At 72.5% G+C, this 16,540-nt stretch carries 10 protein-coding genes; 1 reads left to right on the top strand and 9 read right to left on the bottom strand.

Going from position 1 to position 16,540, the window contains the following annotated elements:
* Window positions 1–8 precede the first annotated feature (8 nt).
* From LXT13_RS09825 to atzF, 3 genes are read right to left on the bottom strand one after another with little or no spacing between them, the layout of a single operon-like run.
* A complete protein-coding gene (locus LXT13_RS09825) occupies window positions 9–1,421 on the bottom strand; it encodes an AtzE family amidohydrolase (RefSeq protein WP_233371747.1) in 1,413 nt (470 codons plus the stop codon).
* Window positions 1,418–1,627, bottom strand: a complete 210-nt coding sequence (locus LXT13_RS09820; RefSeq protein ID WP_233371746.1) for a DUF4089 domain-containing protein — start codon at window positions 1,625–1,627, stop codon at window positions 1,418–1,420. The genes LXT13_RS09825 and LXT13_RS09820 overlap by 4 nt, the downstream gene beginning before the upstream one ends.
* 26 nt (window positions 1,628–1,653) lie before the next feature.
* On the bottom strand, window positions 1,654–3,465 hold the full coding sequence (gene atzF, locus LXT13_RS09815) for an allophanate hydrolase (protein WP_419964659.1): 1,812 nt from the start codon (window positions 3,463–3,465) through the stop codon (window positions 1,654–1,656).
* A gap of 183 nt (window positions 3,466–3,648) precedes the next feature.
* Between atzF and LXT13_RS09810 the strand changes: the two genes are divergently transcribed.
* Window positions 3,649–4,014 (top strand): S41 family peptidase, encoded by a 366-nt coding sequence (locus LXT13_RS09810; RefSeq protein WP_233371744.1) that lies wholly within the window; start codon window positions 3,649–3,651, stop codon window positions 4,012–4,014.
* A 48-nt stretch (window positions 4,015–4,062) separates the two neighbouring features.
* Here LXT13_RS09810 and LXT13_RS09805 read toward each other — a convergent pair whose 3' ends face one another.
* The 6 genes from LXT13_RS09805 to ssuD all read right to left on the bottom strand — a co-directional run bounded on the left by LXT13_RS09805 (window position 4,063) and on the right by ssuD (window position 16,506).
* The gene (locus LXT13_RS09805; protein ID WP_233371743.1) at window positions 4,063–12,600 is read right to left on the bottom strand and encodes a GH36-type glycosyl hydrolase domain-containing protein; all 8,538 of its coding nucleotides are present in this window, start codon (window positions 12,598–12,600) and stop codon (window positions 4,063–4,065) included.
* Between the two features lie 137 nt (window positions 12,601–12,737).
* Window positions 12,738–13,091 (bottom strand): thioredoxin domain-containing protein, encoded by a 354-nt coding sequence (locus LXT13_RS09800; protein WP_233371742.1) that lies wholly within the window; start codon window positions 13,089–13,091, stop codon window positions 12,738–12,740.
* Window positions 13,092–13,117: 26 nt separating this feature from the next.
* Window positions 13,118–13,687 carry a DUF1439 domain-containing protein gene (locus tag LXT13_RS09795; RefSeq protein ID WP_233371741.1) on the bottom strand — a complete coding sequence of 190 codons (570 nt, stop codon included), beginning with the start codon at window positions 13,685–13,687 and terminating at the stop codon, window positions 13,118–13,120.
* Between the two features lie 27 nt (window positions 13,688–13,714).
* Window positions 13,715–14,506 (bottom strand): ATP-binding cassette domain-containing protein, encoded by a 792-nt coding sequence (locus LXT13_RS09790; RefSeq protein ID WP_233371740.1) that lies wholly within the window; start codon window positions 14,504–14,506, stop codon window positions 13,715–13,717.
* Between the two features lie 2 nt (window positions 14,507–14,508).
* Window positions 14,509–15,270 carry an aliphatic sulfonate ABC transporter permease SsuC gene (gene ssuC, locus LXT13_RS09785; protein ID WP_255719355.1) on the bottom strand — a complete coding sequence of 254 codons (762 nt, stop codon included), beginning with the start codon at window positions 15,268–15,270 and terminating at the stop codon, window positions 14,509–14,511.
* 63 nt (window positions 15,271–15,333) lie between these two features.
* Entirely contained in the window at window positions 15,334–16,506 is a 1,173-nt protein-coding gene (gene ssuD, locus LXT13_RS09780) for an FMNH2-dependent alkanesulfonate monooxygenase (RefSeq protein WP_233371738.1), read from the bottom strand.
* Between the last annotated feature and the right edge of the window lie 34 nt (window positions 16,507–16,540).

Here is a 16,540-nt window from a genome sequence, read left to right as displayed (position 1 = left end):
CATTCCTCTCACAGTGCAGCCACGGGGGACGACGCCACGCCCAGCTGCTGCAGTTGGTGGGCCACGCGCAGCACGCAGTCTTCGCGCCACGGCGCGGCGATGAGCTGCAGGCCGATGGGCAGCGTGGCATGCACGCCCCACACCGGCACCGCGCAAACCGGCAGGCCGATGCAGGAAATGGGCTGCGTCAGCAGGCCCAGGCTGGGCCGGGCCGGCAGGCGCTGGCCGTTCAGCTCGATCCATTCGGTGCCGATCGGCGGCGCGACGCAAGGCGTGGCCGGCGCGATCAGCACGTCCACGTCCTCAAACAGCTCGGCCGCTCGCAGCGCGAACCAGCGCCGCACGCGCTGGGCGTTGTGCACCCAGGCGGCGGGCAGCAGTGCACCGGCCATGAAGCGGTCGCGAGACAGCGGCTCAAAGTCCTGCGGCCGCGTGCGCAGGTCGGGCAAGTGCAGCGTGCCGCCCTCCGAGTTGCTGATGACGAAGGCCGCGGCGCGCGCGTGTGCCACCTTGGGCAGTTCGACGGTACGCATGACGCCGAGCGCCTGCGCGGCGCGGGCCACGGCGGCGCGGGCCATGTCGTCGGCATGGTCGTGGAAGTAGCCGCCCAGCACGGCGATGCGCAGCCCGTCGGCACCCAGTGCCAGCGAGCCGGCGGTGGGCTCGAAGGCACGCTGCACGCAGCCGGGGTCGCGTGCGTCAAAGCCCTGCAGCGCGTCGTAGGTCAGCGCGAGGTCGTGCACGTCGCGGGCGAAGGGACCGAGATGGTCCAGGCTGGCGACGAACGGGTAGCTGCCGTTGCGCGGCAGCCGGCCGTACGTGGGCTTGAGGCCGAAGGTGCCACACAGCGACGACGGCACGCGGATGGAGCCATTGGTGTCGGACCCAAGCGTCAGCGGCACCTGGCCCGCCGCGATCGCGGCGGCCGAGCCGCCCGACGAGCCACCTGCGATACGCGTCAGGTCATGCGGGTTGTGGCACGGCCCCTCGTGCGAGTTCTCGGTCGTGAAACCATAGGCGTACTCGTCCATGTTCAGCGCGCCCACCAGCACGGCGCCGGCCGCCTCCAGCCGTGCCACCAGCGGCCCGTCCGCGGTGGCGGGCGGCTGACCGCGTTCGATCTTGGAGCCGGCGAGCGTCGTCAGGCCGGCCACGTCGAACAGGTTCTTCACGGCGAAGGGCACGCCCAGCAGCGGCAGGCCATGCGCGTCCACGTCGCCCGCGGCCAGGCGCCGGTCCAGCGCGGCGGCCGCGTCCAGCGCGCGGCGGGTTGTCACGTCGGTGAACGCATTGACGCGGCCGTCGGTCGCCTCGATGCGCGCGAGGCTGGCCTGCGTGAGCGCAGTGGCGGTGCTGCGGCCCGAGCGCACCGCGTCGGACATCGCCGTGGCGCTGCCCTGCAGCAAGCTGTCGGCCGTCATGCGGCACCGCCTTCCACCGGCGACAGCGGCACGAAGGCCGGCGCCGGCTCGTCGTGAGGCGCCAGCGGATGCGCCTCCACCAGCGCGGCCATCTGGGCCGCCAGCGCGAAGTAGTGCAGCACGCCCGGGCGGTGGGCGGGCTGCAGCGGCAGGCCGAGGGCGGCGGCCGTCGCGTCGACGTAGGCGGCAATCTGCTCGGGGGTCATGCGGAGCTCCTCGGGTGGGTGGCGATTCAGCGGGTGCCGGGCAGGCTCTGCAGGTAGGCCCGCCAGCCGCCGAAGGCAGATACGTCGCGCGCGTCGGTCAGCGCATGGCCTTCGCAAATGAAGCCATGCACCCAGCGGCCATCAGCCAGCTCCACGCTGCCCAGGCCCAACGGCGGCGGGATCAGCGCGAGGAAGCTGCCGACGGTGCTGCTCGGCACGTCCCACACTTCCAGCGCAATGGCGGTGCCACCGCTGGCGACGCGTTGCAGGCCGGGCTTGGGCGGCGTCGTGCCAGGCAGCGCAAACAGCCGGTAGTGCGGCGCCGTCGTCGTCGCCTCGCGCAGCATGGCGCCGCGGCTCGTCAGCTGGCCGTTCAGCGGCATGCCGCTGAGGTGGGCGCCAACGACGGCGATGGGCAGCGTTGCCAGGCTGGCCGGCCAGCGCAGCGCTGTGCCGGGTTGGGGGCAGGGCGCCGTCGTGCCGCCCAGGCGCAGGCCCGTGCGTGTCTGCCAGGCCTGGCCGAAGCGGGCCAGCGCGGCATCGGCCCCGCCCGGTGCGATGAAGGTCACGCCGAAGGGCAGGCCCTGCGCCGTCATCCCAGAGGGGAGCGCCAGTGCGCACCAGCCCAGCAGGTTGACGAAGTTGGTGTACGTGCCCAGCAACGCATTGGCCTTCAGCGGCTCGGCATCCAGATCGACATGGCGCGGGTGATGCGGCGCGGTGGGCACCATCAGCGCGTCCACCTGCTGCCACAGCGCCGCCAGCGAGCGCTGAGCGGCGTGAAGCTGGTAGCTGCCGCGGAATGCGTCGGTAGCCGTGAAGCCGCGGGCCTGCTCCACGATGCCGCGCACGGTCGGGTCCAGCGCGGCGGGGTTGGCGTCTAGCAGTGGTTGCACGACGGCATGCCGCTCGGCCACCCACGGGCCGCCGTACAGCAGTTCGGCCACCGCCAGCAGCGGTCCGAAGTCCAGCGGCACGGCCGTGTGGCCCAGCGTCGCCAGCCGCTGCAGCGCGGCATCGAACGCGGCGGCGTAGCCGAGGTCCTCGGGGCCGAACACGGGGCGGCCGGGCACGCCCACACGCAGGGACCGTTTCAGCTGCGCCGGGCCGGGTGCGAAGGCGCTGTAGGCATCGTCGGCGTCCGACCCTTCCATCAGGGCCAGCACCTCGGCCGCGTCGTCCACCGTCAGCGCCAGCACCGACACGCAGTCGAGGCTGCGGCAGGCCGGCAGCACGCCGGCGGTGCTGACGCGGCCCGGCGTCGGCTTGAGCCCCACGAGGTTGTTGAACCCGGCCGGCACGCGCCCCGAACCGGCGGTGTCGGTGCCCAGCGCAAAAGGTACGTCACCGCGCGCCACGACGACTGCCGAGCCCGAGCTGGAGCCGCCGCTGACGCGCTCCCCGGCAAACACGCTGCTTGGCCGGCCGTAAGGCGAGCGTGCGCCCGAGAGCCCGGTGGCGAACTGGTCCAGGTTGGTCTTGCCCAGGCAGATGGCGCCCGCCTCGCGCAGCCGCGCCACCGCGAAGGCATCGGCGCTGACGACGCGCTCGAACGCGGGACAGGCGGCGGTGGTGGGAAAACCGGCGACGTCGATGTTGTCCTTGACGGCATAGGGCACGCCGAACAGCGGCATGGCGGCCAGCGCTGCGTCACGCGTGGCGTAGGTTGCGGCGCGCTCCAGCAGTGCATCGGTGCACGCCTTCAGGGCGTCAGCGCCGATCAGGCTGATCCAGGCGGCGGGCGGGCTGTCGGCCTGGATGCGCGCCAGCCGTGGCGCCAGCAGGTCCAGGGGGGCAGCCCCCTCACGGTAGGCGCGGCGCCACTCGGCGAGGGTCAACGGGGCAGGCGGGGCTTGAAGCTGATCCATGCGAGTAGGCGCTTGCTGGTATACAGGTCTGTACGCAGCACGATCTGTGCCCAGCGACCGCCGGCCGAGGTGGCCGAAAGGCGTTGCATCCAACATAGGGGGTGGCAGCCACCTTGGCAGTGAAGTCGCGCTGCGCTGGTTAGGCTATGCCCCATGCTTCAACCCCGCCGCGCCGTCGTTGCGCTGATCCTCCTGGCTGCCGCGACCCTCGCCATCGCCGCCGAGGGCTGGCTCGGCCTGCGCAGCGACGTCGAAGCCACCGGTGGCCTGTTCGACCGGCGCATCGAGAAGGTGACGGTGGCGTCGACCGGGCCGGGCAGTCCGGCGGAGGCAGCCGGTGTGAGGGCCGGCGACGTCATCGTGGCCATCAACGGCAAGGCCTTGCAGGGCATGAAGACCGGCGAGCTCGCCCAGCACCTGCAGACGCAGGCGGGCGACAAGCTCACATTGACGGTCCGCCGGGGCGGCGAGGGCGCGGAGGCGCTGCAGATCGTCGTCACCGCCGCAGCGAAGAAATAGGCGCCGCGCGCTGAACGTCGCGCTTTGCTGCGCCCTGCACGGCGACGTTCACACGAGCACCGCCGCCTCAGCGCGCGGCGCCATCGCCCGCTCTGCTGCCGGCACCCACAGTCGCAGATCGCCAGGCGCCTCGTCCAGCACCAGCGCTGTGCCCGGCGCCAGCCGTCGATAGCCGGCCGGCGGGTGGGCGGCGGGCGCGGCGCGCTGAACCATTACCTCGATGCGGCGGCCCTGCACCTCAAGCCTCACGCGCGCCTGGCTCCAGTGCGGCGGCAGGCAAGGTTGCACGGTCAGCCGGCCGGCCGCCAGCCGCACGCCGCAGATTGACTCGACCGCCGCGCGCAGCAGCCAGCCGGCGGCGCCTGTGTACCAGCTCCAGCCGCCGCGGCCGGCGTGCGGCTGCGCAGTCTCGATGTCGCCGGCCACGGCGAACGGCTCGAGTCCGTAGGTGGCGCCATGGCCTGCGCGGTGTGCCGGGCTGATGGCGGTGAACGCTGCCCACGCGCGGTCGGCCTGGCCGAGCCTGGCGCTGGCCATCAGCGCCCACGTCGCCGCGTGGTTGTACTGGCCGCCGTTTTCGCGCACGCCGCCGGGGTAGGCCTGGATGTAGCCGGCCTCGGGCACATGATCCTTCAGCGGCGGCCACAGCAGGCGCAGCAGGTGGGAGTCGCGGTCGTGCAGTTCGCGCCAGGCGCTGTCCAGCGCCTGCTGGGCGCGCTCGTCGCTGGCCGCGCCGGTCAGCACGGCCCACGCCTGCACGATGAGGTCGATGCGGCATTCGCTGTCGGTGTGCGTGCCGAGGACAGAGCCATCGTCAAACCAGCCGCGGCGGTACCAGTCGCCGTCCCAGGCGTGGGCATCGAGCGCCGCCGACAGCTTTTCGCGAGCCTGGCGCCAGCGCTGCGCGCGCTCCTGCTCGCCCCGGGCCACGGCCAGCGGGTGCAGCGCGTCGATGACGGCGCACAGGAAGAAGCCCATCCACACCGACTCGCCGCGGCCCTCGGCGCCGACGCGGTTCATGCCGTCGTTCCAGTCGCCTGTGCCGAAGAACGGCAGGCCGTGAGCACCGACGGGCAGGCTGATGTCGATGCTGCGGGCCGCATGCTCATAGACGCTGGCCGTCTCCGAAGTGACGGCAGGCGTTTCGTAGATGTCCTCGGCGCCTTCGGGCACGGGCTTGCCGTCGATGAAGGGCAGGGCCTCGTCGGCAAGCGCGGTGTCGCCGGTGCGCTCGGTGTAGAGCGCCAGCGCCAGCGCCAGCCACAGCCGGTCGTCAGCGAAATGTGTGCGCACGCCGGCGCCGGCCGGTTCATGCCACCAGTGCTGCACGTCGCCTTCGCGGAACTGCCGCTGCGTATGCCGGCGGATCTGCTCGGCCAGTCGCTCCGGCGCGTGCTGCACGAGCGCCATCGCGTCCTGCAGCTGGTCGCGGAAGCCGAAGGCGCCGCCGGCCTGGTAGAAGCCGGCGCGGCCCCAGATGCGGCAGGCCAGCACCTGGGTCGGCAGCCAATGGTTGACGAGGGCGTCGAAGGCCGCGTCAGGCGTGGCCACCTGCACCGGCGCGCTCAGGCGCTGCCACACGGCGCGCTGGCCAGCCAGGCGCTGCAGCGGGTCCACGTCCCAGGCCGAGCGGGCCAGTTCGCGGGCGGCATTGAGCGTCGGCGCATGGCCCAGCAGGACCGTGGCATGCCACGCGTGACCGGCCTCCAGTCGCAGCGGCACGGCCAGCAGCGCCGCCGCGTCGGTGCCCGGGCCGGCCTGGCCATCCAGCGCGTGCGGCATGACGAGGCGGCCCTCGTCGTCGAACAGCAGGCGGCGGTCACCGCTGGCCTCCACAGCGGCGTTCCACAGCCGGGGCGGGTTCAGGTCGGGCTGGAAGCCGGCCTCATCGGGCCAGGGCCACAGCGCATGGTCATTGGCCAGCGTGTCGAGCTGGTCGTGCGTCACGTCGCCGCCGCGGGTGGGGCGCAGCGTCATCCAGGCCGTCTGGCCACCGAAGCCATTGAGCCCGTCCGCCTGCGTGGCCAGCACCAGCAGCGGGGCGTCGGGCGAGGTGCCGGCCGGCGCCTCAATGCGTGTGACGACACTGCGGCGAGCGCTGCTGTCCATGCCCAGCTGCCATTGCGCGCCGGCCAGCAGGCGCAGCCGGCGCGGCGCGGTGCCGGGCGCGGCGTGCAGCTCCACCTGGCATTGCCGCACGGCGGCCTCGGCGTCCACCGTCCAGCGCAGCCGCACGACAAGACCCGGCAGCGTGAACGCCATCGCCGTGGCGCCGGGCAGGTGGCTCACCAGCTGATGCGCGCTGGCACGGCCCAGCAGCCAGGCACAGCCGCTGTCCAGGCAGTGCAGCACGAGCCATTCGCCGGGCGTGTCCAGCAGCGCGTCGTTGGACCACGGCGTGATCTGGTGCAGCCGGCTGTTCCCGGCCCAGGCCATGCCAGCGCCGCGCTCCGAGACCTGGCAGCCGAAGTGCTCGTTAGCGATGACGTTGACCCAGGGCCTGGGCGGCTGGCTGCGCGGCGCCAGCGTGAATCGGCAGGCGCCGCTGGCGGTGTCGAAGTCGTGCGGCGGCGTGGCCGCGCCGGGCTCGGCAGGCTTCCACAGCACCGGCGTGGCGCCCAGCGCGCGGCGCGCCTGGGCGGCCTGCTCGTGCGGCACGGCGATGCGCTCCAGCTGCTGCGCTAGCGGCCGGCCGTCGGCAAACCAGCGCACGCGGGCCAGCAGGTTCAGCGCAAAGCGCGTGTCGTCCTGCACCGCAGCGTCGGACAGCACGTGCAGCTTCGCGCGGCCGCGCTGCTGCTGCTCGGCAAGGGAGCGCAGCGCTCGCGACACCGGCGCGAGGTAGGAGGCCGGCTCGGCGTCCAGCACGACGATGTCCAACGCCTGTGGGCTGGCCTGGGCCTGCAGCAGCGCGCACAGCTCGCGCACGGTCATCACGCCGGTCGTGTCCGCCACGCGGATCGTGATGATGGGCGCGTCGCCGGAGATGCCATGGCGCCACAGGGCGTCGCGGTTGAAGCTGCCTTCCAGCGCGGGCACGCCGTCGCGGGCGGCCTGCGAGGTCAGCAGCGTCTGCAGCGCCAGGCCCGCTCGCCAGGCACCCGGCGCGAGGCCCGCGCCCTGCGTGCGCACGCCGGCCATCGTGTGCGCCAGCATCAGCGCGCGCTCGCGCAGCGGGGCCTGCGCCAGCTTGTCCAGCATGTGGTTGAGCGTCTGCGCCTCGGGTGCGGCGGCGGTGGCGTAGGTCAGCGTCACGCGCGCGCCGGGCGGCAGCGTCAGCACTGCATGCAGCAGCGACAGCGGGTCGTTGCCCGTGTCCAGCGCCCCCGCATCGGCGTGGAGCCCGGGCGCCTGTCCGGTGAACAGCGCCTTGGCGTCGGCCTGCGCCACGACGCCGCCTGGCTGGCCGGCGCGTCCGCCGCGGGCCAGCCAGTGCGCGCGGTCGGCCGAGGCCGCCACGCGTTCCAGCCGGGCGCCGCCCTCGGGATCGACGCCCACCAGCGCATGCACCGCGTAGACCGGCGCCTCCTTGTGGCCGCGCGGCAGGCGCTGCCAGTGCAGCGCGCGCTGCTCGGGTGCCCAGCGCGCCTGCAGGAAGAGCTTGCCGAAGGCGGGGTGGGCCAGGTCCGCGCGGGCCGGCGCCAGCACCGGCTCGAAGCTGGACACCAGCGCGACGCGCCGCTCGCGGTCCGACAGGTTGCGCAGCGTCACGCGGCGCAGCTCCACATCGTCCTCCACCGCCACCCACACTTCGGTGTGGGCGTGCAGCTGCTCCCCCTCGGCCGTGAACTGCGCGCTGGCTGGATGCAGCCGAGACGAGTAGCGCCATTGCGGGCCGGGGGTGGGCCGCAGCGTCAGTGAGCGCCATGGGTTGATCTCCGGTCCGCCACGCCAGGCGGCGCCGTCGGGGGTGGTGCGCCAGGGCTGGTCGAGATCACGCAGGTGCAGGTGGTGGCCCAGCAGGTCCTGCGCGAGGTCGTCGTGCCAGCGGCTCACCAGCACCTGCTGGCCAGGCTCCCCGAACAGCAGCGTGCCGGCGCCGTTCTCGCGCAGCATCGCGCTCAGCCGGCCATGGCCCAGCCAGGACGTGGCCGGCAGCGCGCGACCCCGCGTGTCCGGTACGACGAGCGAGATGTGCGTCTTGCGCGGCGTGGCGCGCGTTGGCGTGACCGGCGGCTCCTTAAGCGGCGGCACCTCGTGGGGCGCGCGCTCGTGCAGCAGCCATCGCACGGCCGATAGGCGCGGCTCGGCATCGGCCCAGCGCTGCGGCGCACCGCCGCACAGCACCTCGGTCAGCGCGACCAGGCTCATGCCGTGATGGTGGGCCATCGTCGTGCCGATGCGTTGCACGCGGGGCGCCGGCGTGTCGGCAGCGGCCTCGGGCTGGCGGCTGGCGGTGTAGTCCAGCGCTTCCATGAAGCCCAGCTCGTGCCGCGCGCCCAGCGCCTGCAGCTGACGCAGGTTGGCCACCGCGGCGCGCGGAAACACCATCGCCGCCATCACCGTGGCGTACGGTGCGACGACCTGTTCGTCGGCCGGTGTGTCGCGCAGCGCCAGCGCGGCGTTGCCCTGCGGGCCGTACTGGAACGCCAGCGTCTCGTCGCGCTTGGCGTAAGCGCTCTCCGAAACGCCCCAGGGCACGCCCTTGCCCCGGCCGGCGCGGATCTGCTCCATCACCGTCGCGCGCGCGGCCTGCTCCAGCGCGCTGCCGGCGGGTTCGTCGAGCACGAGGGATGGCATCAGCATCTCGAACATCGAGCCCGACCAGCTCTTGAGCCCCGTCACGCGGCCCCGCGAGAAGAACGGGCGGCCCAGCGCCCCCCAGTGCGAGGCGGGCAGGTCGCCCTTGGCGATGCCCACCAGGCTGGCCAGTCGCGCCTCGGAGCACAGCAGGTCGTAGTGGTTCTGGTCCAGCAGCTCGTCGCCGGGCTCCACGCCCGGTGCGGCGACGGCGCCGATGTGCAGCAGGCGGCGCTGCGTGTCGTAGAGCCACGCGAAGTCGTGTTCCAGCGCCATTGCCCGCGCGCGGGTCGCGACGCGGTTCAGCGCGTCGGCCACATCGGGCGGTGGCGGCATGCCGTCGCCGCCGCGGGCGAAGCTCTCGCAGGCCGACGCCACGACGAGCAGGAAGGCGCACAGGTTACCGCTGTCCACGGTCGACACGTAGTGCGGCTCCAGTACGGCCAGCCGCTGCGTCTCGATCCAGTTGTAGAAATGGCCACGGTGGCGGGGCAGGCGGTCCAGCGTGTCCAGCGTGCGCTGCACGCGCTCGGCCAGACCCACGTCGTGCAGCCAGCCGAACTCGCGCGCGCAGCAGGCCGACAGCAGGTACAGGCCGATGTTGGTGGGCGACGTCCGGTGGGCCACGGCGATATCGGGGTCGAACTGCACGTTGTCGGGCGGCAGGTCGTTGTCGTCCTTTGTCACCCAGCGCTCGAACCAGCGCCAGGTATCGCGCGCGATGGTCAACAGGTAGTGACGCTCGTCGTCGTCGATGGACTCGCGGCGTGGCTTGGGGCGCGGCCGGCTGGCCAGTGCGATCCACATCGGCGACAGCAGCCAGGCTGCCAGCATAGGCAGTGCGACCGGCCAGGCAACGAAGAAGCCGATGAAGTCGACATTGACAAGCACCGTGGCGAGCACCAGCGCCGAGATGCTCAACCGTTGGTGCTGGCGCCACAGCGGCAGCCAGTCGATGCGGGCGGCGGCTTCGGCGGCGTCGGCGGTCGTCCACTCCAGCAGGTGGCGGCGGCTGACCCGCTGGCGCCACATCGCGCGACCGATGGCGTCCAGCTGCAGCCAGGTCGCGGCCGGTAGCAAGGCCAGGTGCCACAGCGTGCCGGCCACGGCGCGCGCCAGCTCGACGGCAGCATGGCGGTAGAAGCGCGGCAGCGAGATGCGGTCGCGCGCCGGCGCGCAGGCGGCCAGCGCGCCCATCAGGGGGCCGGCGCCGAAGGCTGCGGCGACGGCCGCCAGCGCCCAGCCCGGCGACAGGCCGAAACCCAGCCACGACGTGACCAGCAGCAGCAGCGAAGCCGGCGCGACGAGGCTGCGGCGCAGGTTGTCCAGCATTTTCCAGACATGCACGGTCCGTAGGCCCCAGCGGCGCGGATGGGCGATGAAGGGCAGCAGCTGCCAGTCCCCGCGCGTCCAACGGTGGATGCGCGAGGCCGCCACGTCGGCATGCATCGGCGCGGCCTCCACCAACTGCACGTCGCTGACGCCGGCGCACCGCATCAGAGAGCCTTCCAGCAGGTCGTGGCTGAGCACCTGGTCCTTGGGCAGCCGGTGGGCCAGCACCTGCGCGGCGGCCTGCACGTCGATGAGACCCTTGCCGGTGGCGCTGCCCTCGTCGAACAGATCCTGGTAGACCTCGGAGGCGGCGGTGCTGTAGGGGTCTAGCCCAGGCTGGCCGGCGAACAGGCTGTGGAACCAAGTGCCGTGCACCGTGGAGCTGCCGGCGGCCGTGGCCAGCGGTGTGGCGATGCGCGGCTGCAGCATGCCGTGGCCGTGCCGCACCGTGACGGCGCCATGTGCCGACGTCACCACGCGCGGCCGGTTCAGCGGATGGGCCGCAATGGCCACCAGCTCGCGCAGCGTGCCGGGCGGCAGCGCGGTGTCGCTATCCAGTGTGACCAGATGCCGGATGCCCGGCGCTGGCTCGGACAGCGCGCCCAGGTCGATGAACTGATCGGGCTGCAGTGCCGCGTCAAGGCCGGCCAGCCGCGTGATCAGCGCTTCGGTCTTGCCGCGCTTGCGCTCCCAGCCGATCCACTTCTGCTCCGTCTCGCACCAACGGCGCTCGCGGTGCAGTAGCAAGAAGCGCGGCAGGCCGCCGCAGCTGGGGCAGTGGCGTTCGTTCAGTGCGTCGATGCCGGCACGTGCCTGCGCGAGCAACGCCGCGTCGTCAGGCAGGTGTTGGGCCTTGGCGTCGGCGAAGTCGCTGAGCAGCGCGAACTGCGCCTCGGCCTCCAGGTTGGCCAGATGATGGCGCTCCAGCTGCGCGAGAAGCGTCTGGATGCCCTTGGGCCGCGTCAGCATGCACGGGATAACGACCAGCGTGCGCTGCGCCGGCGGGATGCCGCCGGGCCAGGCCAGCCTCGCGAGCCGCAGTGGCCGGGCGCCCTCGCTGATGAGTCGGTTGGCCAGCGCCACGACGGCCTCGCTGGCGGGCAGCGCGGCGAGCAACGCGGCCACCACCGTCATTGGCCAGCCGGCGTCATGCGCCAGGCCGAGCGCCAGCAGCAGGCTCAGTGCCGCCGCGCCCAGCACCGCCAGGCTCAGCAAGTAGACCGGTGTGCGGTGGCGGTGCAGCGCGGCGGCCGCGCGCTCGGCCCATTGCGCTTTCAGGCGCAGCTCACACAGCAGCTGCGGCCGCCCACGGCCGGTCAGCCAGTGCAGCGGCGCACGCTCGGCGGCGTCGGGGGCCCAGGCCGGGTCGCTGCACAGCAGTCGCAGCACCTGCGCGATGTCGGACTCGGGCAGCCGGTAGCAGGCCGCGAGCGCCTCGATGGCATGTACCGTGCGGCCCTGTGTGCTGTCGTCCTCCTCGCGGTAGACGTCGATGCGGTCCAGCGCCTTCAACGCCGGGTGCACGGTCTCGAAGACGGCGCTCCAGTCGGCGGCGCCCAGCCGGCGCAGGCTGCCGATGGCGTTGCGGATGCTCTGGTGGTCGGCCGCACCCTCGGACTGCTCAGCGGCCTGCGCGGCGGCCGGGTCGGGCAGCAGGCCGTCGACCCAGGCCCGCGCCGCGACCCACTGGGACTTGGGGGCCTCGCCTTCGTCGGGCTGGGCCAGCGCACGGTCCACCAGACGCTCGTGCAGCCGGATCGCCAACGCGGTGATGGCTGGGTCGTGCGGCCAGCGCGACTGCCAATCGGCCAGCTGGCGTTGAACAGCGTCCGGGCCGAGCTGCGGCAGCGCCTCGAACAGCGACTGCGCGGCGCGGCGCGCCAGATGACGCCAGGCGGCCCGCTCGGCCAGCCGCCGCAGGTTCTCCACCAGCACGACGCGCAAGGTGGACGGCAGTGCCCACAGCTCGCGCAGCGTCAGCGCCTCGGCCTCATGATGGCCGGCGAGGTAGTGCGTCATCAGCGCCATGTCCAGCGAGCTGTCGGCATGCGCGACCCAGGCCCAGGCGACGCCGTAGACGCGCGGCAGGCCTTGCAGCGGCTCGTCCTTCAGGCGCGGCAGGCGCTGGAAATAGCTGCGCGGCAGGTCGTGCAGCACCTCGTCGAGCTGCTGCTGTACAAGGCGGGCGTTGTCCAGCAGCCAGGCATGGGCGGCGTCGGAGTCGGGCTGCAGGCCGTGCTCGGCCAGCACGTCCAGGGAGGCGCCCCAGACCTGCAGATTGCTGCGCAGTCGGGGGAAGAACGGCCGCGGCTTGCGGCTGTCGTCCTCCACGCGCTGCGCGGCGGCCAAGCTGCGGCCGTGTTCGGCGAAGCGCTCCGCGCCGAACTGCACGGCGCGCACCGCGGGCGCGGCGGCGTCGGGGCCCGCCACCACCTTCAGGAAGCCCGTGGCGGCCCCTCCCGGCGTCAAGTCGTGCAAAGGCGTGGCGGAGGAAGCGGGGGGAGATGCGGCCATGCACCCACTGTCGGCGGGCGCGGCCAGGGGCGGCACCGGCAACCGTCCCTTGTGGATGTCAGTGCGTTCCTACAGTTTGGTGTAGGTGGTGCGCCTGCTTCGCGATGCGAAAACCGGCGTCGGTTTTGGGCTTCGTCCTAGGGGGCTTCGTGGCCAGCCAGCCGCCTGGCCAGTTCGGTGTACTCCGGCCCGACGCGAGCGGGTGTGGCGTCCGCGAGGTGCGCCCGCAGCACGCGCCGGAGCGTCTCGGGCTGCGGCGTCAGCGGACCGGCGAAGCGCACGTGGGCGGCATCGGCGATCAGCAGCGTGGGGAAGGTCTCGATGTCCAGGTCGCCGATCAGTTCGGCCTCGTCCTCAATGTCGATCCAGCGGACCTGCAGCCCATCCCGGGGCAGCTCGGCGCAGGCGGCTTCGAAGACCTGGCGGTAGGACTCGCAGGTGCGGCACCAGGCCGCGCAGAGGCAGGCGATGTGGACGAGGGGCGCTGTCATGGCCGGCATGGTGCCATGGCCGGGCGTCAGCCGCTGGCGCCGACGAAGGACACGCGCAACCTGCCGCCCACCACCTTGACGTCGCGCACGGTCTGCTTGGCCAGCGCGCCCTTGGCTGTGGTCGTGTCCAGTGTGTAGACGGGCCGGGACTGCAGCGCCTCGCGGGCGGCGGCCACGCCGCGGGCCTTGACGAGTTCGGCCAGTTCGGCGGGAAAGCCCGGCAGCGACAGTGTCGTGATTTCCAGCTCGTCGATGAACAGCTGGCCTGCATCGGGCGCGTAGCGCGGCCGGCCGGCCAGGCCAAGGTGGCCGGTGCGCTGCTGCGAGCCCAGTGTGACGCTCACGTCGGCCGTGAAGCCGATGCGGTCGTCACCGTCGGTCAGCACAACCAGCGGGTTCGCCAGGTCCAGACAGGCGATGACGAGCTTGCAATGGTGGACCGGGAAGCGCGGCGCGATGCGTGACTGCAGCTCGGCCTGCGTGATGTCGAGGTGGCCGTGGGCCACCAGCGTCGCATAGCTGCAGTAGGACAGGCCGGCCGCCGCGAGCACAGTGGCGACGAGGACAGGCAGGCGGGTGCGCAGGCGAAGGACCATGGCCCATTGTGGGCCAGCGGTGTACCGTCAGGCGTTGACCGGGTGGCCCAGGACGTGGCGCAGCACGCGCTCTTCCAGCGCTGCGAAGTCCGGCGCCGTGCGGGAGCGCGGCCGCGGCAGGCTCACGGCGGCGTCCAGCTCAATGCCGCCTCGATCAATGAGCAGCACGCGGTCGGCCAGCGCCACGGCCTCGGCCACGTCGTGCGTGACGAGCAGCGCCGTGAAGCCGTGGCGCTGCCACAGCTGCTCGATGAGGCGGTGCATCTCCAGCCGCGTCAGCGCGTCCAGCGCGCCGAGCGGCTCGTCCAGCAGCAGCAGGCGAGGGCGATGCACCAGCGCCCGCGCGAGGGCGACGCGCTGGCGCTGGCCGCCGGACAGCGTGGCTGGCCAGTCATTGCCGCGGCCGGCAAGGCCCACCTGTGCCAGTGCCTCCATGGCGCGGTCGCGGGCATCGCGCCCCGCTAGGCCCAGCGCGACGTTGTCGGCCACGCGCTTCCACGGCAGCAGCCGCGCGTCCTGGAACATCAGTCGCCGCTCGTGCGCCGCGCCGGCATCGACGGTTCCCGCGCTCGGGGCGTCCAGCCCGGCGATCAGCCGCAGCAGCGTGCTCTTGCCACAGCCGCTGCGGCCCACCAGCGCGACGAACTCGCCGGGGGCGACACCGAGGTCGAGGTCTTGCAGCACATGCCGCGGGCCGAAGGACTTGCTCACGCCGCGCAGCGTGAGCGCCAGCCCGCGCAGCGTGTCCAGCGGCTGCGCAGCGTGGGCGGCATCGGGTGCGTCGGGCAGCACGGGTGCGTCGAGTTCAGTCAGCCACATCGTCACTTCCCCTCGGCATAGCCGCGATGCCACGGCAGCCAGGCGCGCTCCAATGCACGGGCCAGCACGTCGGCCAACTTGCCGAGCAGCGCGTAGAGCAGGATGCCCACGAGCACGATGTCCGTCTGAAGGAACTCGCGGGCATTCATCGTCAGGTAGCCGATGCCTTCCTGCGCCGACAGCGTCTCAGCGACGATGAGCAGCACCCACATCAGCCCCAACGAGAACCGCAGGCCCACGAGGATGGACGGCAGTGCGCCGGGCAGGATGACCTGGCGGTACAGCGGCCAGCCGCTCAGGCCGTAGCTGCGCGCCATCTCGATGAGATCGCGATCGACGCCGCGGATGCCGTGAAAGGTGTTCAGGTAGACCGGGAAGAACACGCCGACGGCCACCAGCACGAGCTTGGCCGCCTCATCGATGCCGAACCACAGGATGACCAGCGGGATCAGCGCCAGCGCCGGGATGTTGCGCAGCATCTGCAGCGTCGTGTCCAGCAAGGCCTCGGCCTGCCGCCAGGTGCCGGTCATTAGCCCCAGTGCCAGCCCCAGACCGCCGCCAACGGCCAGCGCCGAGAAGGCGCGGATGGTGCTGACGGCCACATGGCGCGCCAGCTCGCCGGAGCGCAGCAGCTGCCAGAACGCCGCCAGCACGGCGGCCGGCTCCGGCAGGATGCGCGCGGCCAGCAGTCCGCTGCGCGAGGCCAGCTCCCATGAGACGAGGATGGCCGTGGGGAGCAGCCAGGGGATGAGGCGACGGGCCATCGTCATGTCAGTCGTGGGTCGTGCGTTACGGGCGGGGGAATGCCGTGGGCGATGGGCTTCTGGTCACGACGCCGAGACCGCTTTGGGTACGTAGCTGTTGGCGACGACTTCGCCAAACGGCCCGGTCAGAGACGGCGCCGTGAGCCTTTCGCGCACGGCCAGCGGCAGCAGCGGGAACACCAGCTCCGCGAAGCGGTGCGCCTCGTCCAGATGCGGGTAGCCGCTGAGGATGAAGTACTCAAGCCCGAGGTTCGCATATTCCTTGATGCGGTCCGCCACCTGCTGCGGGTTGCCAACGAGGGCAGTGCCGGCGCCACCGCGCACCAGCCCCACGCCGGCCCACAGGTTGGGCGCGATCTCCAGGCCGGCACGAACATCGGTCTTGTCGAACCGGCCGCCGTGCAATTCGGCCATGCGGCGCTGCCCGACGGAATCCATGGTCTTGAAGCGCTGCTGCGCCGCTTCCACGGTGGCCTCGTCCAGCTCTGACACCAGTTCGGCGGCCGCGCGCCAGGCCTCGTCCTCGGTCTCGCGGACGATGACGTGCAGCCGGATGCCGTAGCGCAGCGTGCGGCCCCGGGCGGCGGCGCGTTCGCGCACGTCGGCCAGCTTCTTTGCGACATCGGCGGGCGGCTCGCCCCAGGTCAGATAGGTGTCCACCTGTTCGGCGGCCAGCTCGTGCGCCGGGCCCGACGAGCCGCCGAAGAACACCGGCGGGTAGGGCCGGTTGATGGGAGGGTACAGCACCTTGCCGCCCTTCACGCCGAGGTGCTTGCCCGCGAAGTCCAGCGGCGTGCCTTCGTGCGAGCGGGTCAGCAGCTCGCGCCAGATGCGGATGAATTCGGCGGACTCCTCGTAGCGCTCGGCATGGTTGAGGAACAGACCGTCGCCGGCCAGCTCGTCCGGGTCGCCACCGGTGACGAGGTTGACGAGCAGGCGACCGCCGGAAAGACGATCGAGCGTGGCCGCCATGCGGGCACTCTGGGACGGCGCGACGAGCCCGGGCCGCAGCGCAACGAGGAACTTGAGGTTGCGCGTCGCGTCGATGAGGCTGGCGGCGACGATCCACGAGTCCTCGCAGGAGCGCCCCGTGGGCAGCAGCACGCCTTCGTAGCCGAGACTGTCGGCGGCGATGGCGATCTGCTTGAAATAGGCATGGTCGGCGACGCGGGCGCCGCGCGACGTGCCAAGGTAGCGGCTGTCGCCGTGCGTGGGAATAAACCAGAAGATCTTCATGACGTTCTCAGGCAGGGTTGGCTTGGGCGGCCGG

The organism is Pelomonas cellulosilytica (genome assembly GCF_021353265.1).
Lineage (GTDB): Bacteria > Pseudomonadota > Gammaproteobacteria > Burkholderiales > Burkholderiaceae_C > Pelomonas > Pelomonas cellulosilytica.
Note: the sequence above shows the minus strand (reverse complement) of the source record. Positions and strands in the feature narration are given on the sequence as shown.

Coding starts and splice junctions, on each gene's coding strand:
- LXT13_RS09825 (WP_233371747.1), bottom strand. CDS start 1,421: ATGACGGCCGACAGCTTGCTGCAGGGCAGCGCCACGGCGATGTCCGAC.
- LXT13_RS09820 (WP_233371746.1), bottom strand. CDS start 1,627: ATGACCCCCGAGCAGATTGCCGCCTACGTCGACGCGACGGCCGCCGCC.
- LXT13_RS09810 (WP_233371744.1), top strand. CDS start 3,649: ATGCTTCAACCCCGCCGCGCCGTCGTTGCGCTGATCCTCCTGGCTGCC.
- LXT13_RS09805 (WP_233371743.1), bottom strand. CDS start 12,600: ATGGCCGCATCTCCCCCCGCTTCCTCCGCCACGCCTTTGCACGACTTG.
- LXT13_RS09800 (WP_233371742.1), bottom strand. CDS start 13,091: ATGACAGCGCCCCTCGTCCACATCGCCTGCCTCTGCGCGGCCTGGTGC.
- LXT13_RS09795 (WP_233371741.1), bottom strand. CDS start 13,687: ATGGTCCTTCGCCTGCGCACCCGCCTGCCTGTCCTCGTCGCCACTGTG.
- LXT13_RS09790 (WP_233371740.1), bottom strand. CDS start 14,506: ATGTGGCTGACTGAACTCGACGCACCCGTGCTGCCCGACGCACCCGAT.
- ssuC (WP_255719355.1), bottom strand. CDS start 15,270: ATGGCCCGTCGCCTCATCCCCTGGCTGCTCCCCACGGCCATCCTCGTC.
- ssuD (WP_233371738.1), bottom strand. CDS start 16,506: ATGAAGATCTTCTGGTTTATTCCCACGCACGGCGACAGCCGCTACCTT.